This window comes from Halopelagius fulvigenes, from assembly GCF_042662625.1.
GTDB lineage: Archaea > Halobacteriota > Halobacteria > Halobacteriales > Haloferacaceae > Halopelagius > Halopelagius fulvigenes.
Genome location: NZ_JBHSXH010000005.1, coordinates 20,835 through 40,856, shown reverse-complemented (window position 1 = coordinate 40,856; position 20,022 = coordinate 20,835). Strand labels below are relative to the sequence as shown.

Annotated in this window: 16 protein-coding genes and 5 pseudogenes; 7 read left to right on the top strand and 14 right to left on the bottom strand. The window is 53.3% G+C overall.

The window, feature by feature from the left end; translation table 11 throughout:
* Positions 1-161: 161 nt before the first annotated feature.
* Positions 162-1,073 carry a DUF7972 family membrane protein gene (locus ACFQEV_RS02010; protein ID WP_464391837.1) on the bottom strand — a complete coding sequence of 304 codons (912 nt, stop codon included), beginning with the start codon at positions 1,071-1,073 and terminating at the stop codon, positions 162-164.
* A 780-nt stretch (positions 1,074-1,853) separates the two neighbouring features.
* On the opposite strand from ACFQEV_RS02010, the gene ACFQEV_RS02005 reads away from it, so the two are divergent.
* Positions 1,854-2,075, top strand: a complete 222-nt coding sequence (locus ACFQEV_RS02005) for a HalOD1 output domain-containing protein (protein WP_379692261.1) — start codon at positions 1,854-1,856, stop codon at positions 2,073-2,075.
* Between the two features lie 1,256 nt (positions 2,076-3,331).
* Here the strand turns inward: ACFQEV_RS02005 and ACFQEV_RS02000 are convergent.
* The 4 genes and pseudogenes from ACFQEV_RS02000 to ACFQEV_RS01985 all read right to left on the bottom strand — a co-directional run bounded on the left by ACFQEV_RS02000 (position 3,332) and on the right by ACFQEV_RS01985 (position 5,980).
* A pseudogene (locus tag ACFQEV_RS02000) lies at positions 3,332-3,721 on the bottom strand (HVO_A0114 family putative DNA-binding protein).
* Positions 3,718-4,119 (bottom strand): HVO_A0114 family putative DNA-binding protein, encoded by a 402-nt coding sequence (locus tag ACFQEV_RS01995; RefSeq protein ID WP_379692259.1) that lies wholly within the window; start codon positions 4,117-4,119, stop codon positions 3,718-3,720. The pseudogene ACFQEV_RS02000 and the gene ACFQEV_RS01995 overlap by 4 nt, the downstream one beginning before the upstream one ends.
* Positions 4,116-4,433, bottom strand: coding sequence for a hypothetical protein (locus ACFQEV_RS01990; RefSeq protein WP_379692257.1), 318 nt, complete (start codon positions 4,431-4,433; stop codon positions 4,116-4,118). Before ACFQEV_RS01990 ends, ACFQEV_RS01995 begins: the two co-directional genes overlap by 4 nt.
* A gap of 566 nt (positions 4,434-4,999) precedes the next feature.
* Positions 5,000-5,980 carry a DUF7972 family membrane protein gene (locus ACFQEV_RS01985; RefSeq protein ID WP_379692255.1) on the bottom strand — a complete coding sequence of 327 codons (981 nt, stop codon included), beginning with the start codon at positions 5,978-5,980 and terminating at the stop codon, positions 5,000-5,002.
* 375 nt (positions 5,981-6,355) lie between these two features.
* Here ACFQEV_RS01985 and ACFQEV_RS01980 point away from each other — a divergent pair, with 375 nt between their 5' ends.
* On the top strand, positions 6,356-6,703 hold the full coding sequence (locus ACFQEV_RS01980; RefSeq protein WP_379692253.1) for a DUF7344 domain-containing protein: 348 nt from the start codon (positions 6,356-6,358) through the stop codon (positions 6,701-6,703).
* Positions 6,704-7,368: 665 nt separating this feature from the next.
* On the opposite strand, the gene ACFQEV_RS01975 is transcribed toward ACFQEV_RS01980, so the two are convergent.
* Entirely contained in the window at positions 7,369-8,028 is a 660-nt protein-coding gene (locus ACFQEV_RS01975; RefSeq protein WP_379692251.1) for a helix-turn-helix domain-containing protein, read from the bottom strand.
* Between the two features lie 365 nt (positions 8,029-8,393).
* On the opposite strand from ACFQEV_RS01975, the gene ACFQEV_RS01970 reads away from it, so the two are divergent.
* Positions 8,394-9,191, top strand: a complete 798-nt coding sequence (locus tag ACFQEV_RS01970; protein WP_379692249.1) for a TrmB family transcriptional regulator — start codon at positions 8,394-8,396, stop codon at positions 9,189-9,191.
* A gap of 377 nt (positions 9,192-9,568) precedes the next feature.
* On the opposite strand, the gene ACFQEV_RS01965 is transcribed toward ACFQEV_RS01970, so the two are convergent.
* The 5 genes and pseudogenes from ACFQEV_RS01965 to ACFQEV_RS01945 form a co-directional block, all read right to left on the bottom strand.
* On the bottom strand, positions 9,569-10,081 hold the full coding sequence (locus ACFQEV_RS01965; protein ID WP_379692247.1) for a PIN domain-containing protein: 513 nt from the start codon (positions 10,079-10,081) through the stop codon (positions 9,569-9,571).
* Positions 10,082-10,384 (bottom strand): hypothetical protein, encoded by a 303-nt coding sequence (locus ACFQEV_RS01960; RefSeq protein ID WP_379692245.1) that lies wholly within the window; start codon positions 10,382-10,384, stop codon positions 10,082-10,084.
* Between the two features lie 169 nt (positions 10,385-10,553).
* The gene (locus ACFQEV_RS01955; protein WP_379692243.1) at positions 10,554-11,480 is read right to left on the bottom strand and encodes a phosphatase PAP2 family protein; all 927 of its coding nucleotides are present in this window, start codon (positions 11,478-11,480) and stop codon (positions 10,554-10,556) included.
* A gap of 124 nt (positions 11,481-11,604) precedes the next feature.
* Complete coding sequence (locus ACFQEV_RS01950) at positions 11,605-11,913, bottom strand: PepSY domain-containing protein (RefSeq protein ID WP_379692325.1); 309 nt, start codon at positions 11,911-11,913, stop codon at positions 11,605-11,607.
* A pseudogene (locus ACFQEV_RS01945) lies at positions 11,887-12,009 on the bottom strand (PepSY domain-containing protein); the annotation flags it as partial. The gene ACFQEV_RS01950 and the pseudogene ACFQEV_RS01945, both read right to left, overlap by 27 nt.
* A 588-nt stretch (positions 12,010-12,597) precedes the next feature.
* On the opposite strand from ACFQEV_RS01945, the gene ACFQEV_RS01940 reads away from it, so the two are divergent.
* Both ACFQEV_RS01940 and ACFQEV_RS01935 read left to right on the top strand, forming a co-directional pair.
* A complete protein-coding gene (locus ACFQEV_RS01940) occupies positions 12,598-12,780 on the top strand; it encodes an HVO_2922 family protein (protein ID WP_379692241.1) in 183 nt (60 codons plus the stop codon).
* A 91-nt stretch (positions 12,781-12,871) separates the two neighbouring features.
* A pseudogene (locus tag ACFQEV_RS01935) lies at positions 12,872-13,617 on the top strand (transposase); the annotation flags it as partial.
* 154 nt (positions 13,618-13,771) lie between these two features.
* Here ACFQEV_RS01935 and ACFQEV_RS01930 read toward each other — a convergent pair.
* The 3 genes and pseudogenes from ACFQEV_RS01930 to ACFQEV_RS01920 all read right to left on the bottom strand — a co-directional run.
* Positions 13,772-14,095 (bottom strand): DUF6788 family protein, encoded by a 324-nt coding sequence (locus ACFQEV_RS01930; protein ID WP_379692239.1) that lies wholly within the window; start codon positions 14,093-14,095, stop codon positions 13,772-13,774.
* Positions 14,096-14,301: 206 nt separating this feature from the next.
* Positions 14,302-15,201: a sugar phosphate isomerase/epimerase family protein gene (locus ACFQEV_RS01925; protein WP_379692324.1), complete on the bottom strand. Its 900-nt coding sequence runs from the start codon at positions 15,199-15,201 to the stop codon at positions 14,302-14,304.
* A 201-nt stretch (positions 15,202-15,402) separates the two neighbouring features.
* A pseudogene (locus tag ACFQEV_RS01920) lies at positions 15,403-15,537 on the bottom strand (TRAM domain-containing protein); the annotation flags it as partial.
* Positions 15,538-17,464: 1,927 nt separating this feature from the next.
* Here ACFQEV_RS01920 and ACFQEV_RS01915 point away from each other — a divergent pair.
* Positions 17,465-18,130, top strand: a complete 666-nt coding sequence (locus ACFQEV_RS01915) for a hypothetical protein (protein ID WP_379692237.1) — start codon at positions 17,465-17,467, stop codon at positions 18,128-18,130.
* Between the two features lie 1,331 nt (positions 18,131-19,461).
* A pseudogene (locus ACFQEV_RS01910) lies at positions 19,462-20,022 on the top strand (tyrosine-type recombinase/integrase); the annotation flags it as partial.

Sequence of the window (20,022 nt, the reverse complement as noted above, 5' to 3'; positions counted from 1 at the left end):
GAGGTTAATCAAGAACCGTCCACTCGATATGCTAAGTAGCGCGTGCTTACTGCTCGAAATCCGTGCTATCAACTGACTGGTGACTGCTGTCTTTCTAGGAGTGATACAACTAATTCGTCCTCTCGGACGTCAACGAAACCAATCCCTAGTCGTGGTTGGCGCTATGTCATGAATGGAGCGATTGACGCGATATGCTGGGTCACCCTAGCTACCCGGAGGATAAACGCTATCAAGAGCGCAAGAGGGGTGAGGCCAACCACAACCGTCAGAAGAGTGAAGCCGAATATCACCGGCATAGGGGCAGCCGCCGTGGGATAGGAAGCAATCTGAATGAGTAACGCGACCGGGAGAGGAACAGCCAGTATACCGACATACAAGAGGGATCGAGAGAGCTTCGCGAGTTCTTCCTTCATGAATATCGTTGTAAAGTACTGTCGAGCAATGTCGAGATTCTTCAAATCGGCGCTCAACGCATCAAGTGTGGAGAGCAGCTGTTCATAATCACCTCCTTCGTAAGCCGACTCGAGCTGATGACACTCATGAATGTAGGTCGCGTATTTAATGCCGAAGAGGGGAACGATCACCGAAGAGAGCTTCTCCGATGTTGTGTCGAGTCGCTCGCTCACTTTGGCACATTCCTCTGGTAGTTCGTCGATAAGGTGGGTACTAGGTTCGGTGGTGGAATCAGAGAGGAGTTCTGTGAGCGAACCGGCGCGCTCTTGGGTCTGCTGAAGGAGTTGTTGCAGGAAGTCGCCTGGATCGGTCGGGGGTGCCGGCTGGGTGAGGGCTGCCTGCCGGTAGTCGGCTGTTCGGCCAACCTCGTCTCGGAGCGACCCCGGAGACTCTAGTTCTTGGGAGAGGATCACTTGACTGAGCGCGACCACAAGGGTGATGAGCGTGATATTCCCTCCGACCAATGCGCTCGCGATATACAACAGCGGCGTGAAACTGCGGATGGCGAACCGTGAGAAGAGAGGGATAAGCACCACCAGAGTCATGGCGAAGAGTACGCCAGTGGCGACGCTAAATCGATGTCCGGAGAGGAGCAGCCATCGGCTGAATCGGTTGTCCATTCGTTGATTGGTTCTTCGTCGGTTAGCAGGAAAAGTAGGGTGCTTCTCCCACCTTCTCTCTGAATTAGGATTTGATTCTCGAATTACGAACGATCTTTGTCTTCCCTGTTCTGAGCGATTGGTTCTGTCACACTAAATGCCGAGGCGGTGACCAAGACGCGAGGATACTGCTGGCGAGTTCCCTGACGGCGTCGTCACGGTGCTCTTCGACGAGAGCGCGGAGTTCTCTGTTCGTTGCTTCGGGGGGTCTGGCAGACGTGCTACCTCCGTGAGGACGGCCATAGGTGGTGCTCGACGGCGTCGTCAAACAACCGCCCGTGGCACGCTCCTATTTCGGGGTAGGTGGGGAGAACCCCCGCTGGCGGGCGGTTAGTTCTGCGCCGAACAGCCGGCGCGGTGCGCGAGGCGGTCGAGGTCGGCAGGGATGCACTTGGCGCCGGCCCTCCTCACGCTTCGTCTTGTGCGCGCTTCGAAAGCGTCCCTTCCCCGCGGTCCCCGTCGCCGACGTGGACGATGCCCTCGGCACGTCTCCGGCGGCCTCACCCTCGCCACCCTCACCGCGTCGGACACCACGCCGTCTCGTCGCCGACGGTGGGCGCGTCGAACCCCGCGAACCCTTCGCGCCTGGTGAGCGTCTCCCCGCCGACGTAAACGCCGAGACGACCGACTAACTAAACGCGAAACTGGGCCGCGGCGGTAGAACCCTTTCTGTCGAGGTGTAACCCTCTTCCTCACATAATCAGCCACTATCCTTTTGCAATAAAGCCGTCTAAATCCTGTATGGCCTCGTCTACTGAACTTATCGAAAATATAGTCTCAGAAATAAATACACCCTCGCCTGACGTTCCACCTCTCTATGAAACAATTGACCCTGGAGTACTCGCGGAGTTCGTTAACTCGGTGGAGGATGAATCCACTACTATCATGTTTTGCTACTGCGGGCACGAAGTAACTGTCCGAGGGGATGGGGAGGTCATGGTTGCGCGGAGGACTCCTCCTTAACTGAAGAATTAGTTTCGTCGTCCCTATGGCTTCTCGCTGGCCGCAGTGCATCGGCCCGAGTGCCTGCCGCGCGCCGTGTCGAAGGGCGCGTTCACCGTCGGGCGTCCAGACGCCACCCTCGTAGGCCTACAGCGCGCCGTTGTCGCGGCGGACTCGGACGTGTACGTCTTCGACGACGCGTGTCACCCCTAACACGCACACGGCCTTCTCGCGGTCGGAGAGGCCGCCAATGTCGTTGTCCTCGATCAATCACGCGAACTGGCGGAGGGTATTGGGAGTTTGCTGACATTATTTTCGGTGTTTCTTACCGTTTTTGCTCGGCTGGACTGTGGGCGACTCGACGACCTCTCCCCAGTCGCGCGATTTTGTTTCTGAAGCCACTCGTGCTTATCCAGGGTTAAGCTGGAAACCGAATCACTCGATATGCTAAGTAGCGCGTGCATACTGACGTTGGAATTCTGTCACCCAGTTACTCACAGTAAACAGCTTGTGTGAATATGTTGATTGGTTAACCGCTCTCACCACCAAGTGGTACTATGTCTCGTGAGCAAGAAAAAATGACCGAGGAGAGTCCAAACACCGGGGGAGAACCGACTGCATTTGCCAAATGCACAGAATGTGGGACGGTCTATCCGGCACAAGAGATGACAAACGAGAATTATCGTCCAATAGGGACTAACGGCTCATGCAACTGTGGTAACGAGGAGTTCAACCTCGCTATCTGAAGAATGCCCTCATGTCCTCTCCAACTCGGTTCATTCGCCATCGTTTGAAACTGATGCTAAATCTGTGCCCTGTCTGTAGCGGTTGTTCAGGATGGGTTCTGAAGAAAGAAACTGCACCACCAACTACTGGAAAAGAGAATTCGCGTCGAGAACAACTACTCGGCGTGTTTATGGATGTGAATATGAATCTCCACCAGCGTTCCATCGACCTCAACGGTCGCCGAGGGTTCACTCCCGCCGTCGGCGACGGCTACGGCTGGGACCTTCCGCCCGTGGATTCACGAGCGCCGTCTGACCGGTCTGGCCGGGTGTATTCGAGAGTGGTGGTCGCTCGTTGATAGTGGACTGTGGTCCTCATCGCCAAATAGTCTCTTCCGGGTGGCATGAGTAAGTTTTGTTGGGAGGATGGAAACCACCTGACTCCTTCAAACCTCCCTCTTCAGGAGCATCGGACAGCGTTGAGGTGTTGTCCGACATTCTCTGCCGAGATGTTCCATTTTGGCTTAGAGCGACGCGCCGGGGAGTTTCCCGTCATCGGCGGGGGAACTGAAATGAGAAGTCGATGTTGTCGGCCCCGCGCCGTAGGATGGGCTTCTTGCTTTGGCCGCTCTCCTCGAACTCAACGACGCCCAGCGCTTCGAGTTCCAGGAGATTCCGGTGCACATCGCGGTAGTCGCGGTCGACGGCGGCGGCCGCCTGCCGGATGTTCTCGGCTGTTCGGCAACGATCGCTTCGATGAGTTCGAGATTCGATGTCCGCATGAGGCGGTCGACGTCGTCGAACTTTTCGAAGTTGAGGATGAATCGCGCATCCTGTTCGACCGCCGCGCCGCTCTCGCCGGCTTGCGCGGCGGAGTCGCTCGCAGACGGCGCAGTGCGCCTCGCGTTGCTTGAACGTGATTTTGAGTGTGTTGTCGGTCACGACACACCTCGAACCTCCTCGTTATTCGATGTGCGGAAGTCGTACTCGACGTGGAGATCGTCGTACCACACGGTGAGGCGTTTCGAGCGACCGTCATCCTTGAACTTGATGACCCCGAGTTCTGTGAGGTCGGTGAGTGCGTTCGAGATGTTCTTGATGTCTCGGTCGACGAGACGGGCAAGTTCACGCTGACTCCCCGGCTCTTCGCGAGCGATGGTGCGGATGAGTTCGAGGATCTTCTCGGTTAACACACGCGCCAGTGCCGCCTCATTGGGGAGCGAGACGCTGTACTGGTCTTCGCCCATCTCGCCGGCGTCAGCGTCGCAGCCGCCGCTGAGCGCACGGTCGAAGAACTCTTCGTCTGATTCAACGCGGATGGTGAGTGTCGTGTTGGTCATGGGTAGTGGATGATGGCACCGGAGTAGTTACAGGTTGATACCGATTTCGTCGGCGAAGCGGCGGAGGAGCGCTTCCACGCCGGGAAAGTCAATTTATTCCACCTTATCGCCCTCATGGCGCTCATGCGGACCGTGGTGGTTGTCGTATCGGAGGATAGGGTCGTCGCCCCCTTCTCTCCGTAGTGAAACCCGTACTTTACACCTTCTGGGTACGTCTCTGATTCGGGGACCGAGAGGATGCGAATCGCGACGACCTTGCTGTCTATTTTACGGCGGTCTTCGAACGCAACTTCGACGTCGTCCTCGGGTGCCATCTCTCAACTGTTGGTACGGATGCCATCATACATTGTTGGTGAGAAGGCCAACGCTGTAGTGCCACGAGATGGCTACCCACCTGAATCGTCCGACAGCGGCTTTTCAAGGGAGTCATCGGTAGCCACTACGCACGCGGAGAGGGGAGTCAGACTGACGCGCGGCGGCTTGGTCCGCCGTCGAAAACAATCCCCATGCGTGAAAGGCTGAGGGTGGGGACTCAGACATGGAGTGATATTATATTTCAACGATATGTACAGAGTGAGGAGTGCACAGAACTACCCCATAGAGAGCCGGTGTTCCTGCCGATAGCGACATTTCCAATGTGAGAGAAGCGAGATGTACAGGGGGTAGGCAAACTATCGTGCGAGCGGGGGAGTGAGCGTGCATATGCACGCCTGAGGGGAATTTTCGCCGTTCACCCTACACACCTACTACACAAGTATTCGCGTATGAATGCATCCACTTGTTATTGACTCGGCGGTGTCGCGTCACATTAGTGAGATTCCGAACTCAGTGAAGCAGACCCACAAAGATATTCAGGTCGTTCGAGCGGCAATCAGTCTTCTTAAATAGACTTTTCGGGAGGAGTGAACGTGCCGATTGATATCGTGTACAGCGACACCGTCGCTACCCGCAGCAGGGAGGCGACTAACACTGCGAGCGGTAAGAGGATTACCCCGGTCGCGACCGCCACCACGATTGGCAAGTACGCTGGGTCGATCGCGGTCGACACATCCGAGGCAGCAGTGTAGGTGTGTGAGAGGAAGTACGTCACGAGCACTGCCGGAACGCCGGTGTATATTAACCGCCGCGAGAGGATAGCGAGTTCTTGCTGAAGGGTGAGTGTCTTGAAGAACTGCCGCATCGTCGCGACGGCCTTCAGTAGCACCAAAACGTCGTCGAGAGCCTCGTCGGCCTCGTCGGAAAGTCCCTCGCCGTATTTGCTCCGGAATTCCCGCGTCGTGTTGAGGTGGTCGGCGTAGTCTGTTCCGAGCGTGACAACCAACACCTTAGACGCATCATTGAGGTCCTCAGCCGTCCTGAGGTGATCGGCGTAGTCGGTGACTGCCGACTCGTACGACTTGACGTCATCCCCTGAATTGAGGCTAACAGCTGCACTCTCGACTTCCTTCCGGAAGTCCCCAACGCGGTGTTCCAAGGTATCGGCGAGGAGGCCGATGAACGCGGTGGGTTCGTTCGGACTCACGTCCACGTCTGCGATCTCCTCGACGGTGCGCCGGTAGTCGAGGGTTCCTTCGAGCATGTCCGAGAGGCTCCCTGCCGAGCCGAAGAGCCGCGAGAGGATGAGCTGGTTAATCGATAGGACGACCGTGAGAAGCGTCAGCACCCCCGACAAGAGACCGCTCGATAGTGCCGTCGAAAGGTTACTCCCGGGGCCGACGTAGACGAGGCCGAACTCGATCAATAGCGCCTCCAATGTGATGAACAGAAGCGAGAGAGTGACAGCCACCCCGAAGCGGTTCCCCGTGAGGAAGAGCCAGCGAGTGATTGGATTGCTGACGTCGGTGGCCCACGACCCACTCATCCCTGGATCACCATCACACTCACGCTACTTCTCGAAGTGGGTTAAGCGTCGCGCTGGTATTAAATACTGATTATACATATATACGAGTATACACCGTGGACTTCTCATTCGGTTCTTAGGTGATTCTCGGAACACCAAGTGCTACATTCATATTCCTACTCAGTGGTAGGGTCAGTGTTACTGGGACGGATAAACGAGCCTCAGTGATGAACACACCCTCTGTATTCAGCACGCAACTTTTGACAGCCAAGTGGTCACTCACCGACAAGTGCACTATGTTTGGTTGGGTAAATTGGATGAGATGATAACAATTCTTGGCCCACAAAATTATGATAACAAAATACTTAACAGTGGAAGAGATTCCCAAATCAGAACATGGCAGTTACACAAAACGGTACTCTGTCTGGGCAGTCACTCAATGACTACTTCGCGGTCTTGAGCACCGAACACCGACAGGCCGTCGTCAGTGTCCTCGCAGCAAGAGACCGCTCAGTTACCCTCTCGTCTCTTGCACGGTGGGTCGCCGCAGAGAGACAGAGCGTCGAGCGAGAGACGATAGCCGAGCAAGAGATCAAACGTACGAAAGTGAAACTCCACCACAGCTCCCTGCCGATGTTAGACGATGCGGGCGTTCTTGAGTATTGTTTTGAGGACCAGCGCGTGGTTCCGACTGAGGCCTTGAAAACGGTAGAGAGATTCCGAGAGACGGTTTCGCCGAAGTGAGGTACTTACGTGGATACGGGAGTATACCTATACCCTCAGCTGGTGCGGTTACTCATATATCTGAAATCGACTGTTAACGCCGTGCAGGATTACGCGGATACATACTTATACGAATACCTCGCAACTCGGATCGCACGTCACTACACGGGTATTTTGGTTTCAGAGAGAGTCTGGGAACTCCTTCGAGTACGGCTTCGTTTAACGTACTAGAAGACAGCCTTCTACGACACCGTCTCAGAGCTAAGAACAGAGAACCCACATATCGATCAATCCGCCAAATTACCCGAGCTTACCAAGAGCACTCTCTGAGATGGAGAGGGTATGTTTAGTACTACAATTTCCAGTATTCTACCCGTTTTTCGTCGATCCATCCGTTTACGTAGTGATGATCACTCACCGAGTTATACTCGAACGACTTCCGTAACGAAACCCCCGTTCGCGAATTTGGTCGCGCAGCGATCGCACAACTCGAGCGTCTCTGTCGAGCCAGTCGTGTATATCACTTGTATAACACGTGTTCTATTGATTTCGCATTCTTGACATTCGATCATGCTTACGCCCTCCAAAGCGACGAGCGGGAGTTCATTCCACTCTCTTTCGAGTCTTCTAGTCGTGAGAAGCGATGTCAGAATTGCTATTGGCTATACAACGTCGTTTTACCCCTGCTATCGATGCGAACGCTCCGTCTCCGAGAGCGTATTTCCGAGGATGTGATTGATCCCGCGCCGGAGGCGAGACGCCACAGCTTGCTGGGAAATACCGAGTTCGTCACCGATCTCTTCCATCGTCACCTCGCGCGGGGATTCGAAATACCCACGCTCGTAAGCGAGCTCTAGTGCTTCTTGTTGTGTATCAGTAAGTTCTGCCTCGGTTTCGGTCTCGAGCGGCGTCAGTGCATGCAGTTCCGTCAGCTTGACTGGGATGCCCAATTCTCGACAGCGAGAGTAAAAGCTCGCAATATCGCTTCGAGTATCCCCACGAATGTCGAACGTCCACTGCCGGTTCGTACCGGCAGCTTTGATGAGCGGGATGTCGATCTCGGTCAGCACGCTCAGTACGTCAGCGTATTCGAGTGACCACTCGACCCGCAGTAGATACTCGTCCTCGACGGAATCGACGAGCTGGATTCGATTCACGCCTGGATGGTCGGCAAACGCTCCCTCAATGTCGTCAGCTTCCGTTCCTCGAACCCAGAAATAGGGGATCACTACGTCCTGTGACGGGATCAATCGCTCCAGTTCAACCGTCACGTCCGGTAGTTGTGCGAACACGGTGCCGAGAGGGAACTGATTGGATGGGACGGTAAAAGTAGCCTCAGTAGCCATTACTCGAACGATGTCACGGTGGCTGTAAAAACCCCACATGAACTGTGTATGCGAACCACGTGGGAATCGCTGGAAGAGACGATAGTCTCTCGTCTCTAAATCGCCCACCTAACGGAGGTAGAGCATACTATGTAATATTGCTTCCTCTAATTAAACATAGGACGAGTTACCCAGAGGCTGATGGTATTCGCCCGCATAATCATAGGCTGCTCCTTCAATAAGTTCACAGCCTGCACTTATCGATCACTCAAACGGTGCCGGAGAAGGCAGAATCTACGACGCACTAACCGGCTAGCGCGGCAGCGGAAACCACCAGAGGTAAACTACCCCCTCCCCTTTTCCGGTGCTACCTCCTACGAGCCAATATGGCGGGAAAGACGACCGAACAACTCGAATACGAGTGTGCCAGTTTGCTCAAAGAGTTCGGCTTCACCGAGTACGAAGCCTACACGTTCGTCTATCTCCTTCGACTCGGGGTTGGCACCGCAAAGGACGTCGCAGAGGTCGGCGATGTGCCCCGCACCCGCGTCTACGACGCGGTTGACGCCCTTCACGAGGCTGGACTGGTCGATATACAACACACGTCGCCCAAGAAATTCACGCCGGTGTCACGAGAGAGCGCCCTCCGCAAACTCAACCTCCAACGCGAGAACACCATTACGGAGTTGAGTGAACTGTTCGAACACCTCGAACCCGCCACTCGACCGCCCGAGGAATTCGGGGTGTGGACGGTCACCGGTCACGAAGCTGTCACCATTCGGCTCCTCGAATTCATCAACGACGCGGAAGATGAACTCATCTACATGACCGTCGACGAACTCCTCACCGACGACCACCTCGACCACCTGAAGGCGGCTGAAGAGCGTGGCGTCGACATCTATCTCGCGGGGATTTCCGAGCCCGTTCAGGTCCAGATCCAAGAGCGGGTTCCCGCGGTTGAACTCTTCGAGACGCTGTGGGCGTGGTCCGATGAGGGAGCCGGAAGTCTGCTCATCACCGACAAGCGAACCGCTCTCGTGAGTGTCTTCCTCGGCCAGGACGCGACGGACAGAATCCACGAGACGGGCATCTGGGGGACGGGCGAGTACAACAGCCTCGTCGTGGTGCTGCGGGCCATCTTCACTTGGCGACTCAGAACCCTCACCTCCCAACCTGATGAATAGATCCTCTGAACAATCTACTAAGTGACCGTTTTCGTGCACGTGAGTGCGATATGTACGTTCTCAAGTGGGCTTCGAGAGCTGATTGAGTATCTCAAGTTTGTCCGAGAGAATGCCCAATACCTGCAAGATGCTCATGCAGGAGAGGTTGATGTCACTGGCATTCTCTGTACTGATGGAATCGATGTTAACAGCAATCAGTCTGGGTCCGTTCAGCATGTGACCACATCTGATCTAACTCAAGAATTTGTACAGTGAGCTAACATCGCCATCCAACGATCTGTAACTGGGCTATCTCAATCTGTTTTTCCACTCCAGGATGCCGAGCGGCCGAGGGCCTTCATCGAATCACCTGTACCTAGCTCGAAGAAGAGAATAGATCAGGAGTTATCAAGCAACGAGCGCGCTCGCTGGACGTAGCTGTTCGCATCCCAGCTTCGAGCGGTACTGATCCCATCAAGGAGGATGCGTGCCTCGTCGACCGTCAATCGGCCTGTTCGAACAAACACTGAGAGGAGTGTCGGCGTCGTTACAAGTCGTGTATTGGCTAGTGAGGCGTGGATCAACCCAAGACGATTGAATTCATCACAGAGAAAGAGTGTGGCGCCGATCTCGTTTGCAAGGGTGACAGCTGCGTTCTCACCATCATCGAGTGGGAACTCGGCATCGAGATTGACTGATTGGACCGTGAGTTCGGCAGTTCGACCAAGGACTGCAGTTGCAGCTTCTCCATGCTGATCATCGTACGAGGCGATCTCTTGGAGTTCCTCAATTACCTCGTCTGGAACGAACACGTCATAGCCCTCCAGACAGAGCGAGAGTGGATCAAGATCGAAGTCCGAGACGATACCCAAACTCACGAGTGCGGATGTATCTGCGACCAACCCTGCCATCTATAGCTCGGCGACTTCGTCGACAAAGTCTTCATCCAACTGTTGTTTCAACACCCGGAGGTTCGCTGCCTCTTCAGCGCCGACGAGTGCTTTGAGCTGCTCGAAGGAGATTTCGTCGTCATAGTAGGCAGCAGCGATCTCTTGAGTGAGTGCATCATCGTGAGCGGCATCTTGGAGGTACTCTCGAAGCGCAGTCACGAGGACGTTTGTTCGGTCTTCCCCGAGCACTGTAGCGAGTGCGTCGGCCCGGTCAATAAGCCGATTGGGTGCTCGAAACTGCACGCGCTTTTTGTCGGTGCTCATTATGTGTACATTGTGAGCCAACGTACTTAGCCGTTTTCGTGTGTACGATGTGAGCCTCACTGAACCTGTATAGAGTCGCTTTAGACTCCTCGATATCCTCTCTAACGGATCGTCGAATCAAACATGGATACGACTACTCTGGCCACCTCCCAGCCACGTAGTCACGCACTTACCAATCAAGGAGTTTCTCACCGGCCAGAGGGGCGACAACGGCCCCACTGACGGCGATCGCGGAGCCGAAAAACGTAGCCAGTAGTGGTGGTTCGACAGCATACACCAGCGCGAAGAAGCCGCCTGCCAATCCGAATACAACGAATCCAGCAGCTGCCTCTCGGCGATTTGACGGCTGAGCGGGTGTTGAATCGGCGATGCCACGCCAGATGAGCCACCCTCCAACCCCACTTCCGAGTGCGGCCACGCTCTCGAAGGTGGCTCCCTGGATGAGTCCTAGGGCGCCGGCGCCGACCGCGACAAGGAGCACTCGAGCAGGGGCAGTACCTCGATCGGCGATCACGTAGAGCACACCCAGTACTATCACTCCGAGAGCAACTCCGACCACAACATCAACCAGGTAGTGGACGCCCAAGATGAGTCGTGAGAGCGAGACGAGACCAACGATAGCTGCGACTCCGAGCCATCCCGGCGATAATTCGTCTTCGAAGACGACGAGTGCGAACCCACCCCATACCAGAGTACTCCCGAAGGCGTGGCCACTCGGAAATCCGGGGCCCGACCCAGTTGCGATTGAAGCTAACACGCCCTGGAAGACGGCTGGAAGCCACACTATGATTGGTGGATCACCCGCACCGGGAGGCCGAGGGAGCAGGAAGAAATTCTTGAGCACTCCAATAAGAGCCACGTACGTGAGTAGGAGACCAAGAACGAACAGGCCACGCCGCCGATCGATCCCCCACCGCGGGAACTGATCGCCGGCGACGTACAGAAGACCACCCAACAGGAAGAGAAACCAAACATCGCCAAGCTGGGTTAAGAGAGCGAAGACTACGAGAACGGGTTCTGATGCCCAGCCGTGAAGCACCTCGACCACCCCGATACCGCGGTCACCTCCGAATAGATTCACACCGGAATATATCAACTACAATCCCGTTAAGACACTGGCCTGTATCGGTCGGTCAGATGGCCGTGTAAACTACTGCTGTAGATTCAACATGGCAGTACCTGGTAAGACCTGAGGAAGAACGGAAGAGCTCTGGCCGTTCTCAGCCGTCCGACTCGTTCCCGTTGCCCTCGGTGTGGATCCCGAGGACCGGTCCCTCGGTCGCAGCGACGTACACAGTGGTCTCCGTGCCATCATCGGCTACGACTTCAACTTCATAGATGGGGAGCCCCTCGTCGGTCCTGAGCTCAACCTCCGTGACGGTGCCGGCAGTTTCGTTCTGCGCGATGGCGACCGCATCGGTAGCCGACCGCAGCTCGCGCAGGTTAAGCGCCCGCAGGTCCTCGAATTCATCCTCATCGTCTTCGACGCTCGTCTCCAAGACCGTCCCATTCGTTGCGTCGATCGTCACAGTGGTGACGTTGTCCGTACCTACCGTCAGGACATCGTAGACCAGTGTACCGTCCTCGGAGTCAAGTTCGAGTCCGACCGGCGTGGCATTCGTCTCGTTGGCCGCGGTGTTGAAGGCTTCGGGACTATTGACCGATACTACACTTAGATTGACGTCGTCGCTCCACTCGTCACCATCGTCGTCCTCCCAGGGTCAGTCCCACTGGTTGACGTCGGCGGGAGCTGCCCCGACAACGGAGGCCCCACCAGCACTGACCAACACGAGTAGTCCAATACCGAGTACGGCGTGTCGCTGATCAATCATTATTTAGAACAGGCGTGATGACCTATTAGGGGAAGGGCTCTGCCATGGAAAAGAACACGGCCTGCTACTGAGAATGGCCATTCTCAGCTACGTTCATGCTCACCTAGAGGCGTTTACCTCCCCCGAAAGACCAAATACAGCACGTACACTTCCGCCCACTCCTTCCAGGGCTTGAACATCACTACTCCCTAAGTTGTATATACCAATTTAGGAAGCCCTCACCCCATGCTAAATAGAACCTCTTTACTTAACGATTAGTCAAGATCGTTCAGCTTGAGAATTGCGGCTGCATCGATGATGCGCGACTGAATGGGGATTGACGATGGGATGGTAGTTCGATGAGTACGAGAATGTAAGTAGGAGATAGGCCACTGGTCAAGCATGGCGACGTTCGAAGTATTCCAGGATTCAGCGGCAGAGTGGCGGTGGCGGCTCGTCGCGCCGAATGGGAAGATCATCGCGGACAGCGGCGAAGGCTATCAGTCGAAACAGGGTGTGGAACGTGGTATCGATAGTGTGAAACGGAACGCTGGAGGCGCCGACATCCAGTTTGTCGACGAGTAGTATTAAAAGCATTTCTGACATGAAGTCACGATAACTCATTCAGATGCTATATTCCAGAGAACCAGCCAGTACCATAATCGTGTACCTTTTCATTGCTATCGACACAACCGAAGCAGATCCGTTCACCGGCGATCGGACAGGCCACGAAGACGAGATTATCCGAACGAAGGAGAAAACGAACGAATACGCTTACTAGTGGGCGATTGTCTAGCTGGCAGTAACGCTGTTCCGTTAGTACTCGACGTTTGGCCCAGTCCGCAGGGGTGACTCCTAGACTGAAATGGTTGAGGACTTGCTGGATTCAGCACAGAAGGTTGTTCGTATCGACAACGTTCTCCTGGACCGCGAGTTCGACAGCCAGCACGTCCTAAAAGCCGTAGATGATCGAAGGCTGGTGTACATGGTTCCGAAGCGAATGTACCCGAGCGAGAAAGCCCAAGCAAAGCAAGTACTGAAACACGGAAAGATCGCTACGTCATTGACCTGGTTTGTATTTAGGGAAGACGAGTGGCTGTCGACGATGATGGAGTACGACCGAAAGGAGAACTCACAGCGGACTGATTACGGTCAGTACGTCGTGTTCATGACGAACGGCCACTCTGGGGCAATCGAACAGTATCGACATCGTTGAGTGGTCGAGAGCAGCTACAAGAGTATCAAGCGATCGATGGCCGCGACGACGTCAAAGAACCTCGTACTGCGTTCTTCTATTTCGCGTTTACATACCTGTTGTACTCAATCTAGAGAGCGGTTGATCTCCTCGTGCAAGTCGAGTTGACGGGTGAATACGACCGATCCCCAGGGGTAACGGTCAATAGCGTCCTCACGCTGTTGTAGAAGCAGATAGAGATAGGATAGATCGCCGTATCGTTTCGGCATTTGCTCGGTGGTGAGCAGCAGGTCTATTCTGACATTCAATGTCTGGTGGAACTGACGACTTTCAGGACGCGCAGTTACCGGCGTCTCCTCGCCTGATCGACCTAAACGAGGATTAGTTCTCCGAATCGACTGGACCTTTGTATTTTGAATGTATTTTTTCTCCATCTCGCCACTGCCAGTAGTAATAGCGGTTATCGTTAATCTCCTTCACCGTAATCGTCGCCTTCGAGGGAACGTCATCCGGAAGATTCTCTGGTCGCTCCTTGACCCCCTCGTTCTCTTCGTTATCCGCTAGCCGTTCCTCTCGCTCACGGTGTTCAGCGAGTTCCTCGGTGTATCTGGCGACGTCTCGAAGGAGTTTGGGTGAGTAATCGTCGAGTGTGTCGACGACGTCTGTGAGAAGTTCCTGTGGAGGTGCCGGTGGTTCGTATGACATGGTAACTCGACCCGTATTAACCAACAAAGAATGCCAATAGCATAGTTTTGTTGGTTAAATATGTGTCAGGCTATTCACCCTCACGAGCGTCGATGTCTTCAGCTGCGACGTCCTGGCGGTACGCAAGTAGGTTGCGATCGATGCAGCCAATTGAGAAGCCAATTCGCCTCGGCCACGTCACTATGACTTTAAATACTCTGTCACGGTTAAGGCGCTCCTGTGTGGTGAACCGGCTCGGTCGTTTCGGCCCGCTCTCCGAGCATCCGATCGAAGAATCGTCTACCGGCGTCGATTTTCTCCTCGGGGGGCGTGTCCAGTTCGTTCTCGTAAACGACCCATTTGACGTCGGCGTCGCCCGCAGCCTCGAATCTACGTTTCATATCCACGACGCCGTCACCATGTGGTACGTTTTTATAGTCGTCGAGTCCGGACCCCGGAGTCACGTCGCGGAGATGGAGCATCTCTACTCGGCCGTCGAGCAACGACAGCGCCTCGGTCGGCGCAACGCCGCCGGCGTGAAGCTCGGCTACCTCAAGCTCGAACCAGATGGCATCGGGATCCGTCCCCCGGATGAGATGCCAGAGCGGAGTATTGCGAGGAACGGGCCCCGTGTTTCGGGCTAAAAGTCGCCGCCCCGCCTCCTGGATATAGTCGGCCGCTCTGTTCGGTATCGGCGTCACGTCGATGAGTGTCTCGACGCCGCCCGGCAGCAACGGACACAACCAACGCCGGTCGTTATGTACCCCAAGTTCCAGTCCCCGTTCGTCTAGAGCCGTCGCCACGTCGTTCAATCGGTCTGCGAGCGCGCGAACGGACTCGCGGGTGTGAAAGTGTGTCGAGTCGGGATGGGCGACGATGAGTCGGTCACAGCCGACGGTCGCACAACGCTCCAACAGGTCGGCTTCACCGGCGAGAGCGTCTTCAATAGTCGAGAGGTCTGCGTGTACCGCGACCGGTACGAGCCTGGTCTCGTCGAGTGCAGCGGCGATGTCTTCAGGCGGTTCCCGCTGAAACCGATGGGCGAACTCCACGCCGTCGTATCCGCTCGCTGCGACGCGACGAACGAGATCAGGAAGCGAATCGGGATGCGATCGAACAGTGTACAACTGAAGGGCGGTACGCGGTAATGTCATTACACACTTCATTTTGAAATACATACACATTAGTATATAGTGCCTATCACCGCGACCGCCATCCGTTCGGATCCCCGCGATCGGCCGCGGGGCTCGTTTTCGACGGTGACGACGACACTGAGCGGTCGAAACGCACTCTTCTGCTCTGTTGAATCCACAGAAGACGGTTACAGTAGACCCGTTCTCTACCCTCGCGATACCGTCCCCCTCCTCACCAAGAGAGTCGATGCTTACCGTTCGTGTCTCACCTTCCTCAACTGGCGGTACTGGAGAGGGAGATTTAGTGGACGCCGCTGCATACTGTTCCATCTACGGCTCGTATCTCGTTGTCTCTTGGGAGCGAGTTTTAGTTGGCTGCTCCGCTTTGGAGATCTCTAGTGGTTCAGAAGGTTGTTCAGTCGCTGCCTGTTCGATAACTGCAATGCGGTATGTCTGTTCTGGATCTAAGGATCCATTCTCAATGGACTCTTGAGGGATTTGATCGTATACCCGTCATCAGACTGCTGGAGCGACGTCTCGAAAAACAGCTTCAAGGAATCCAGAATTTCTAGCATTACCGTTCGATATTCTTCCACTACCGAAAATATAGCGGTTCATGACGGAGCAACGTGGATACGAACAGTAAGTTCGGCAGTCTCTGAGATCTCTCTTTGCTGGGAGAGTTGTTGAGACACCAGACAGGCGGGAAACGCCGAATGATCTACGAGGGAAAATTTACTACTCCTTTTGAGGCAGATCCGTATCAGTGAACATGTGATACCAGTCGACATCGGCGACCGTTCATGCAGCCGCACCTTCCTCGTTAAACTTGACTACTGCTGCGGAGTGGAATTCTTGAATCACAACTCAGAGATACTAAACTGGACTTCTGCAGAACTGCTCCAGAGCCGATATTGGTACCGCGCTGAACCTTGCATCCTTCACTTGGTCAATAGCGGAGTAGATCCTTTGTGGAGATATCTTCGATGGAATCGATGAGAAGGTCGATAAACCGGCGTGCTCCATGAGTGATGTGCAAATAATAATATCCAATTTAGATTCTACTCGCCTAATTCCGGTCCTATTGAAAGCTTCAACTGGACTCAGTCAGCTCGCAACTCAAAGGAGATCGTGGAAGAAGGAAGAACCCATGGAGCAGATAGGAGCATTTTACCGGGCATTTTTCATAGAATTTCGTTCACCACCAACGATCGTACAAAGTAGAGTATACAGACCGAACATCTGAGCAAGAAAACCTCTTGCACATTATTTCGAATAATCTTTAATTTTGAGAATTGACATAGTTAGCGTACAGTGATGACGGTGAAAAAAGTCATTTGTTTTGGTCCATATTCAAATAATACGAGATATAGCAAGTTAGGGGAATGAATTAATTGCACATCACTGGCTACAGAAGTACTTGGATTAATGTGCAGAATGTTCAATCCCCAGACGGATCTGGCAGAGAACGCAAAGTAGTGGGACTCAATCCGTTCGAAAAATAACCTCCCATTCACGAACGTCTTACGATATGGACGAGAACATTGGGTGCCCATTCATTATTCGCTCCGAGTTGAGAGAGGATTGGATATCCAGCGAGAGCTGACAGGAGGTATACGATAGGCGCTAGGACGACCCTATTCAAACGGTACTAATCAATAGACAATTGTTTGTATGTAACAGAATGAGGGAGGGAGCCGGAGACAAACGATACATAGATAACAGTTACAGAGGTGGACGCCTGATTCGTGCGAGTATTTCCAGTTACTAGTGCTCTAGGGCGATGACAAATCTTTAATCACTCACTACACCCAAAATGAATTCTTATTCACGTATACTTAGTTGAATTTCGATTTTTCCCCAATTCCAGTATAGATGGAATACAGTTACATCCTGAGAGAATTCTTGTGTTACAAGACTATTGATGTAATGGTCCGGCAGAAGACGGGCAACAGTTGATTATAGCAGCTGGTTGTATTCGGTCCGTAGTGAAAAACAAGTTATTGCTAGGACGCACCATCATGTATCAAGATCTGCCAAGCAATGAATAAATATTGTTATCTTTGTCTAATAGGTGGTCTAGAAGTTTAAAATATCACAATTCTATGAACGAAGCCCTATATGTATATTCTCGAAGGTCCTCGATGACCCAGTATTTCATTAGTATATAATAGTAGTAGAGGAAGGTATTTCCTTTTTAGGAATATTTAATACATCTTCACATGTCACTCTAATTGCCCTTCAAGGCGTGCAAGCTATGGATAACAAAAAGAAATCCCGTAGATCGGTACTCAAACTTACTGGCGCTACAGCAATTGGTTCAACGTTCATTGGGACTTCCGCTGCTGCATCCTCCAATAAGAAGAAATCGGATGAAACCATTAACACTGATTTCAATCCAAACAATGAATCAGAAGTTATAAATTTCCTCACTCAACTTTCGGACTTCTCAGTTGACGAACAACGTTCGATCTTCGAGAATGAGCTTAATAAAGAACAACAGCAAGCTGTAATTGAGGGACTACAACCGCATGACGTTGAGGTTAAATTAATCCAATCTGAGCCAGTCGTCAGTATCAGTTCAATAGGCTACAGAACCCAGAAAGCGGTTTATGAGGTTACTACGAGAGATGCAGCTGGGAAGAATCTTTGGCGATTTGCCCATCGATGTATCTGGGACTATAATGGGTCAAAAGTCAGGAACATTAGTTCGACGCCCATAGGCCAGACCAACAGTCCCTACTGGAGTTATGAGGGTGCAAGTGGTAATGTAGATAATCGTAATACATACTTCATAGCGAATAAACAAGGACGATTCAAATTTTGCCCATTCCAAATAGGTTGTGTAGCTTCTGATGAACCAATGATTGAGATCAGAGGACAAGCGGACGGTACTGACACTGCGAACTCCAACTTCGACTAGTCTGAGAAAACCTTATATTTCGAGAGTGCATAGCCATATTTATGGATCTAAAGAGACTATCATACCTCAAACATAGTAATCTATTTTACACTACATTTGTAGTACTCTCTAGCTTCATAGTCTCTGCCCTCTTTCCTTTGCTATCTCCACTTCTCGGAGCATTTGTAATATATTATGGGTTCCAGAGATCACAAACTAAGACGCAATCATACGTGATAATCACCTCCGGAATAGTTATCCTATCTTTTGGTATTTTTATTTATATTAATTTGTACCCAAACTATTCGTTTGCCAGAGTGAAGTAAAATGTTTCTTATAGGTGGGGACGAACGGTATGGTTTCTATTTTGATCTCTGACTACCAGACACTCTTGGGCCGCCCTCAACGATGGTCATCCACGCCAATATTACACGTTAGCGACCGACGCTGAACGACCACCTCGGGCAGGACTCTTGGTAACCGATTCCCACCCGTGGTGGCGAGAACGAAGCGTTCGACGGCATGGCTGCTCTCGGACCAGTGATAACTGTAGAGCAGGGCAGTAGCAATTCTCGGGTAGTGATATAAAATACCTGTCTAATTTGCGTTCTCGTCGAGTTCGTCACGAGTTCCTATAAGAACTCGAAGTGTAGCCTCAGAAGATCCGATAGCGGTTGATGACATGTTCGGTTCTATATCACCCCGCTCAAGATGGAAGACGCACGACGGAATAAAACAGATCGGGCGGTTAACAATATTGAAGAATTTCGTGCTGTGATTCTTCTATTTTGCGTTTGTGCGACTGCTCTATTCGATGGTGAGGCAGTTGATCTGCTTGTCCAAGTGGAGTAAACTGACGAGTGTGGTTGGTTACCCGTGGTGACGACAAATGTGCCCTCACGCAGTTAAAGGAGCAGACAGTAATAAGATAGGCTGCCGTCTCGTTTTAACGTTTGCCCGGCGATGACTAATAGTCCTCCTACCCTGTGTAGCGCGACCAGTTAAAGGTTAGAGTAATTCGCCGCTCAGAGTGGCGGTTCATCTTCCACATTTTGTCCGGTACCACGCATTAGAGGTTCTCAATACGAGGTGTAGTCTCAACTTCCAACCGGACGTTTTATGTATAGCGACATATGATTCATTACTGAGATGTAATACCCTGAAGTCTCGATACAGTGGAGAAGAGAGGCTATAGAGGGTGAATATGAATTTCCGGGGTCACTTTCGTGTAGGCGCATACACGTAAGTAGATTCAAGGGGGTCGACGCAGTACCCTCATCGGAACCGATGCCATCCACGAAATCCCAGGGTTACAACTCCCGAAATGCCCATCTTGACACAGGAGGCCGACGGTGAGCGTCGACGATACGACCGAGTTCACCGAGACTGTCGGCCGCTACCTCCGCTCCAGCGGTGACTCCAAACAATACCGCGACACCGCCGAGACTGTACTTGGACAGTTCGAGACGTGGCTGCGGCGCCGCGACCTCAACTCTTTCGAGGACCTCGAACGCGACGGCGGACAGATCATCCGACGGTACGCCGACCGACTGAACCAACGCGTCGAAGCTGACGGCATCGCGGCCTCGACGGCGCAGATGTACTACAACGTCATCTCTGGGTTCCTTGGATTCTGCGTCCGCGACGGCGTTCTCTCGCGGAACCCGGCAACGACGGACCGCGCCCGCGAGCCCCTACCTCGCGACGACCAAGACCGCACTCAGCAGTTCTGGACCCCGGACGTCCGCCGTCAGCTGGTCGAGTACACGAACGAGCGAGCGTGCGAGGCCATCAAGGAAGACGGCCTCGACGCGACGCAAGCGGTCCAAGAGCGGGCGTTCGTCCACGTGCTCGCGTACACGGGCGTCAGAGGTGCAGAGGTCTTCCAAGTAAGCGGTGACGACCGCGAGGGT

Bases quoted from the DNA above. Each gene is read 5' to 3' on its own strand.
- ACFQEV_RS01915 (WP_379692237.1), top strand. From the start codon at position 17,465: ATGGATAACAAAAAGAAATCCCGTAGATCGGTACTCAAACTTACTGGC.
- ACFQEV_RS01975 (WP_379692251.1), bottom strand. From the start codon at position 8,028: ATGGCTACTGAGGCTACTTTTACCGTCCCATCCAATCAGTTCCCTCTC.
- ACFQEV_RS01930 (WP_379692239.1), bottom strand. From the start codon at position 14,095: ATGTCATACGAACCACCGGCACCTCCACAGGAACTTCTCACAGACGTC.
- ACFQEV_RS01970 (WP_379692249.1), top strand. From the start codon at position 8,394: ATGGCGGGAAAGACGACCGAACAACTCGAATACGAGTGTGCCAGTTTG.
- ACFQEV_RS02005 (WP_379692261.1), top strand. From the start codon at position 1,854: ATGGCCTCGTCTACTGAACTTATCGAAAATATAGTCTCAGAAATAAAT.
- ACFQEV_RS01960 (WP_379692245.1), bottom strand. From the start codon at position 10,384: ATGAGCACCGACAAAAAGCGCGTGCAGTTTCGAGCACCCAATCGGCTT.
- ACFQEV_RS01985 (WP_379692255.1), bottom strand. From the start codon at position 5,980: ATGAGTGGGTCGTGGGCCACCGACGTCAGCAATCCAATCACTCGCTGG.
- ACFQEV_RS01940 (WP_379692241.1), top strand. From the start codon at position 12,598: ATGGCGACGTTCGAAGTATTCCAGGATTCAGCGGCAGAGTGGCGGTGG.
- ACFQEV_RS01965 (WP_379692247.1), bottom strand. From the start codon at position 10,081: ATGGCAGGGTTGGTCGCAGATACATCCGCACTCGTGAGTTTGGGTATC.
- ACFQEV_RS01995 (WP_379692259.1), bottom strand. From the start codon at position 4,119: ATGACCAACACGACACTCACCATCCGCGTTGAATCAGACGAAGAGTTC.
- ACFQEV_RS01990 (WP_379692257.1), bottom strand. From the start codon at position 4,433: ATGGCACCCGAGGACGACGTCGAAGTTGCGTTCGAAGACCGCCGTAAA.
- ACFQEV_RS01980 (WP_379692253.1), top strand. From the start codon at position 6,356: ATGGCAGTTACACAAAACGGTACTCTGTCTGGGCAGTCACTCAATGAC.
- ACFQEV_RS02010 (WP_464391837.1), bottom strand. From the start codon at position 1,073: ATGGACAACCGATTCAGCCGATGGCTGCTCCTCTCCGGACATCGATTT.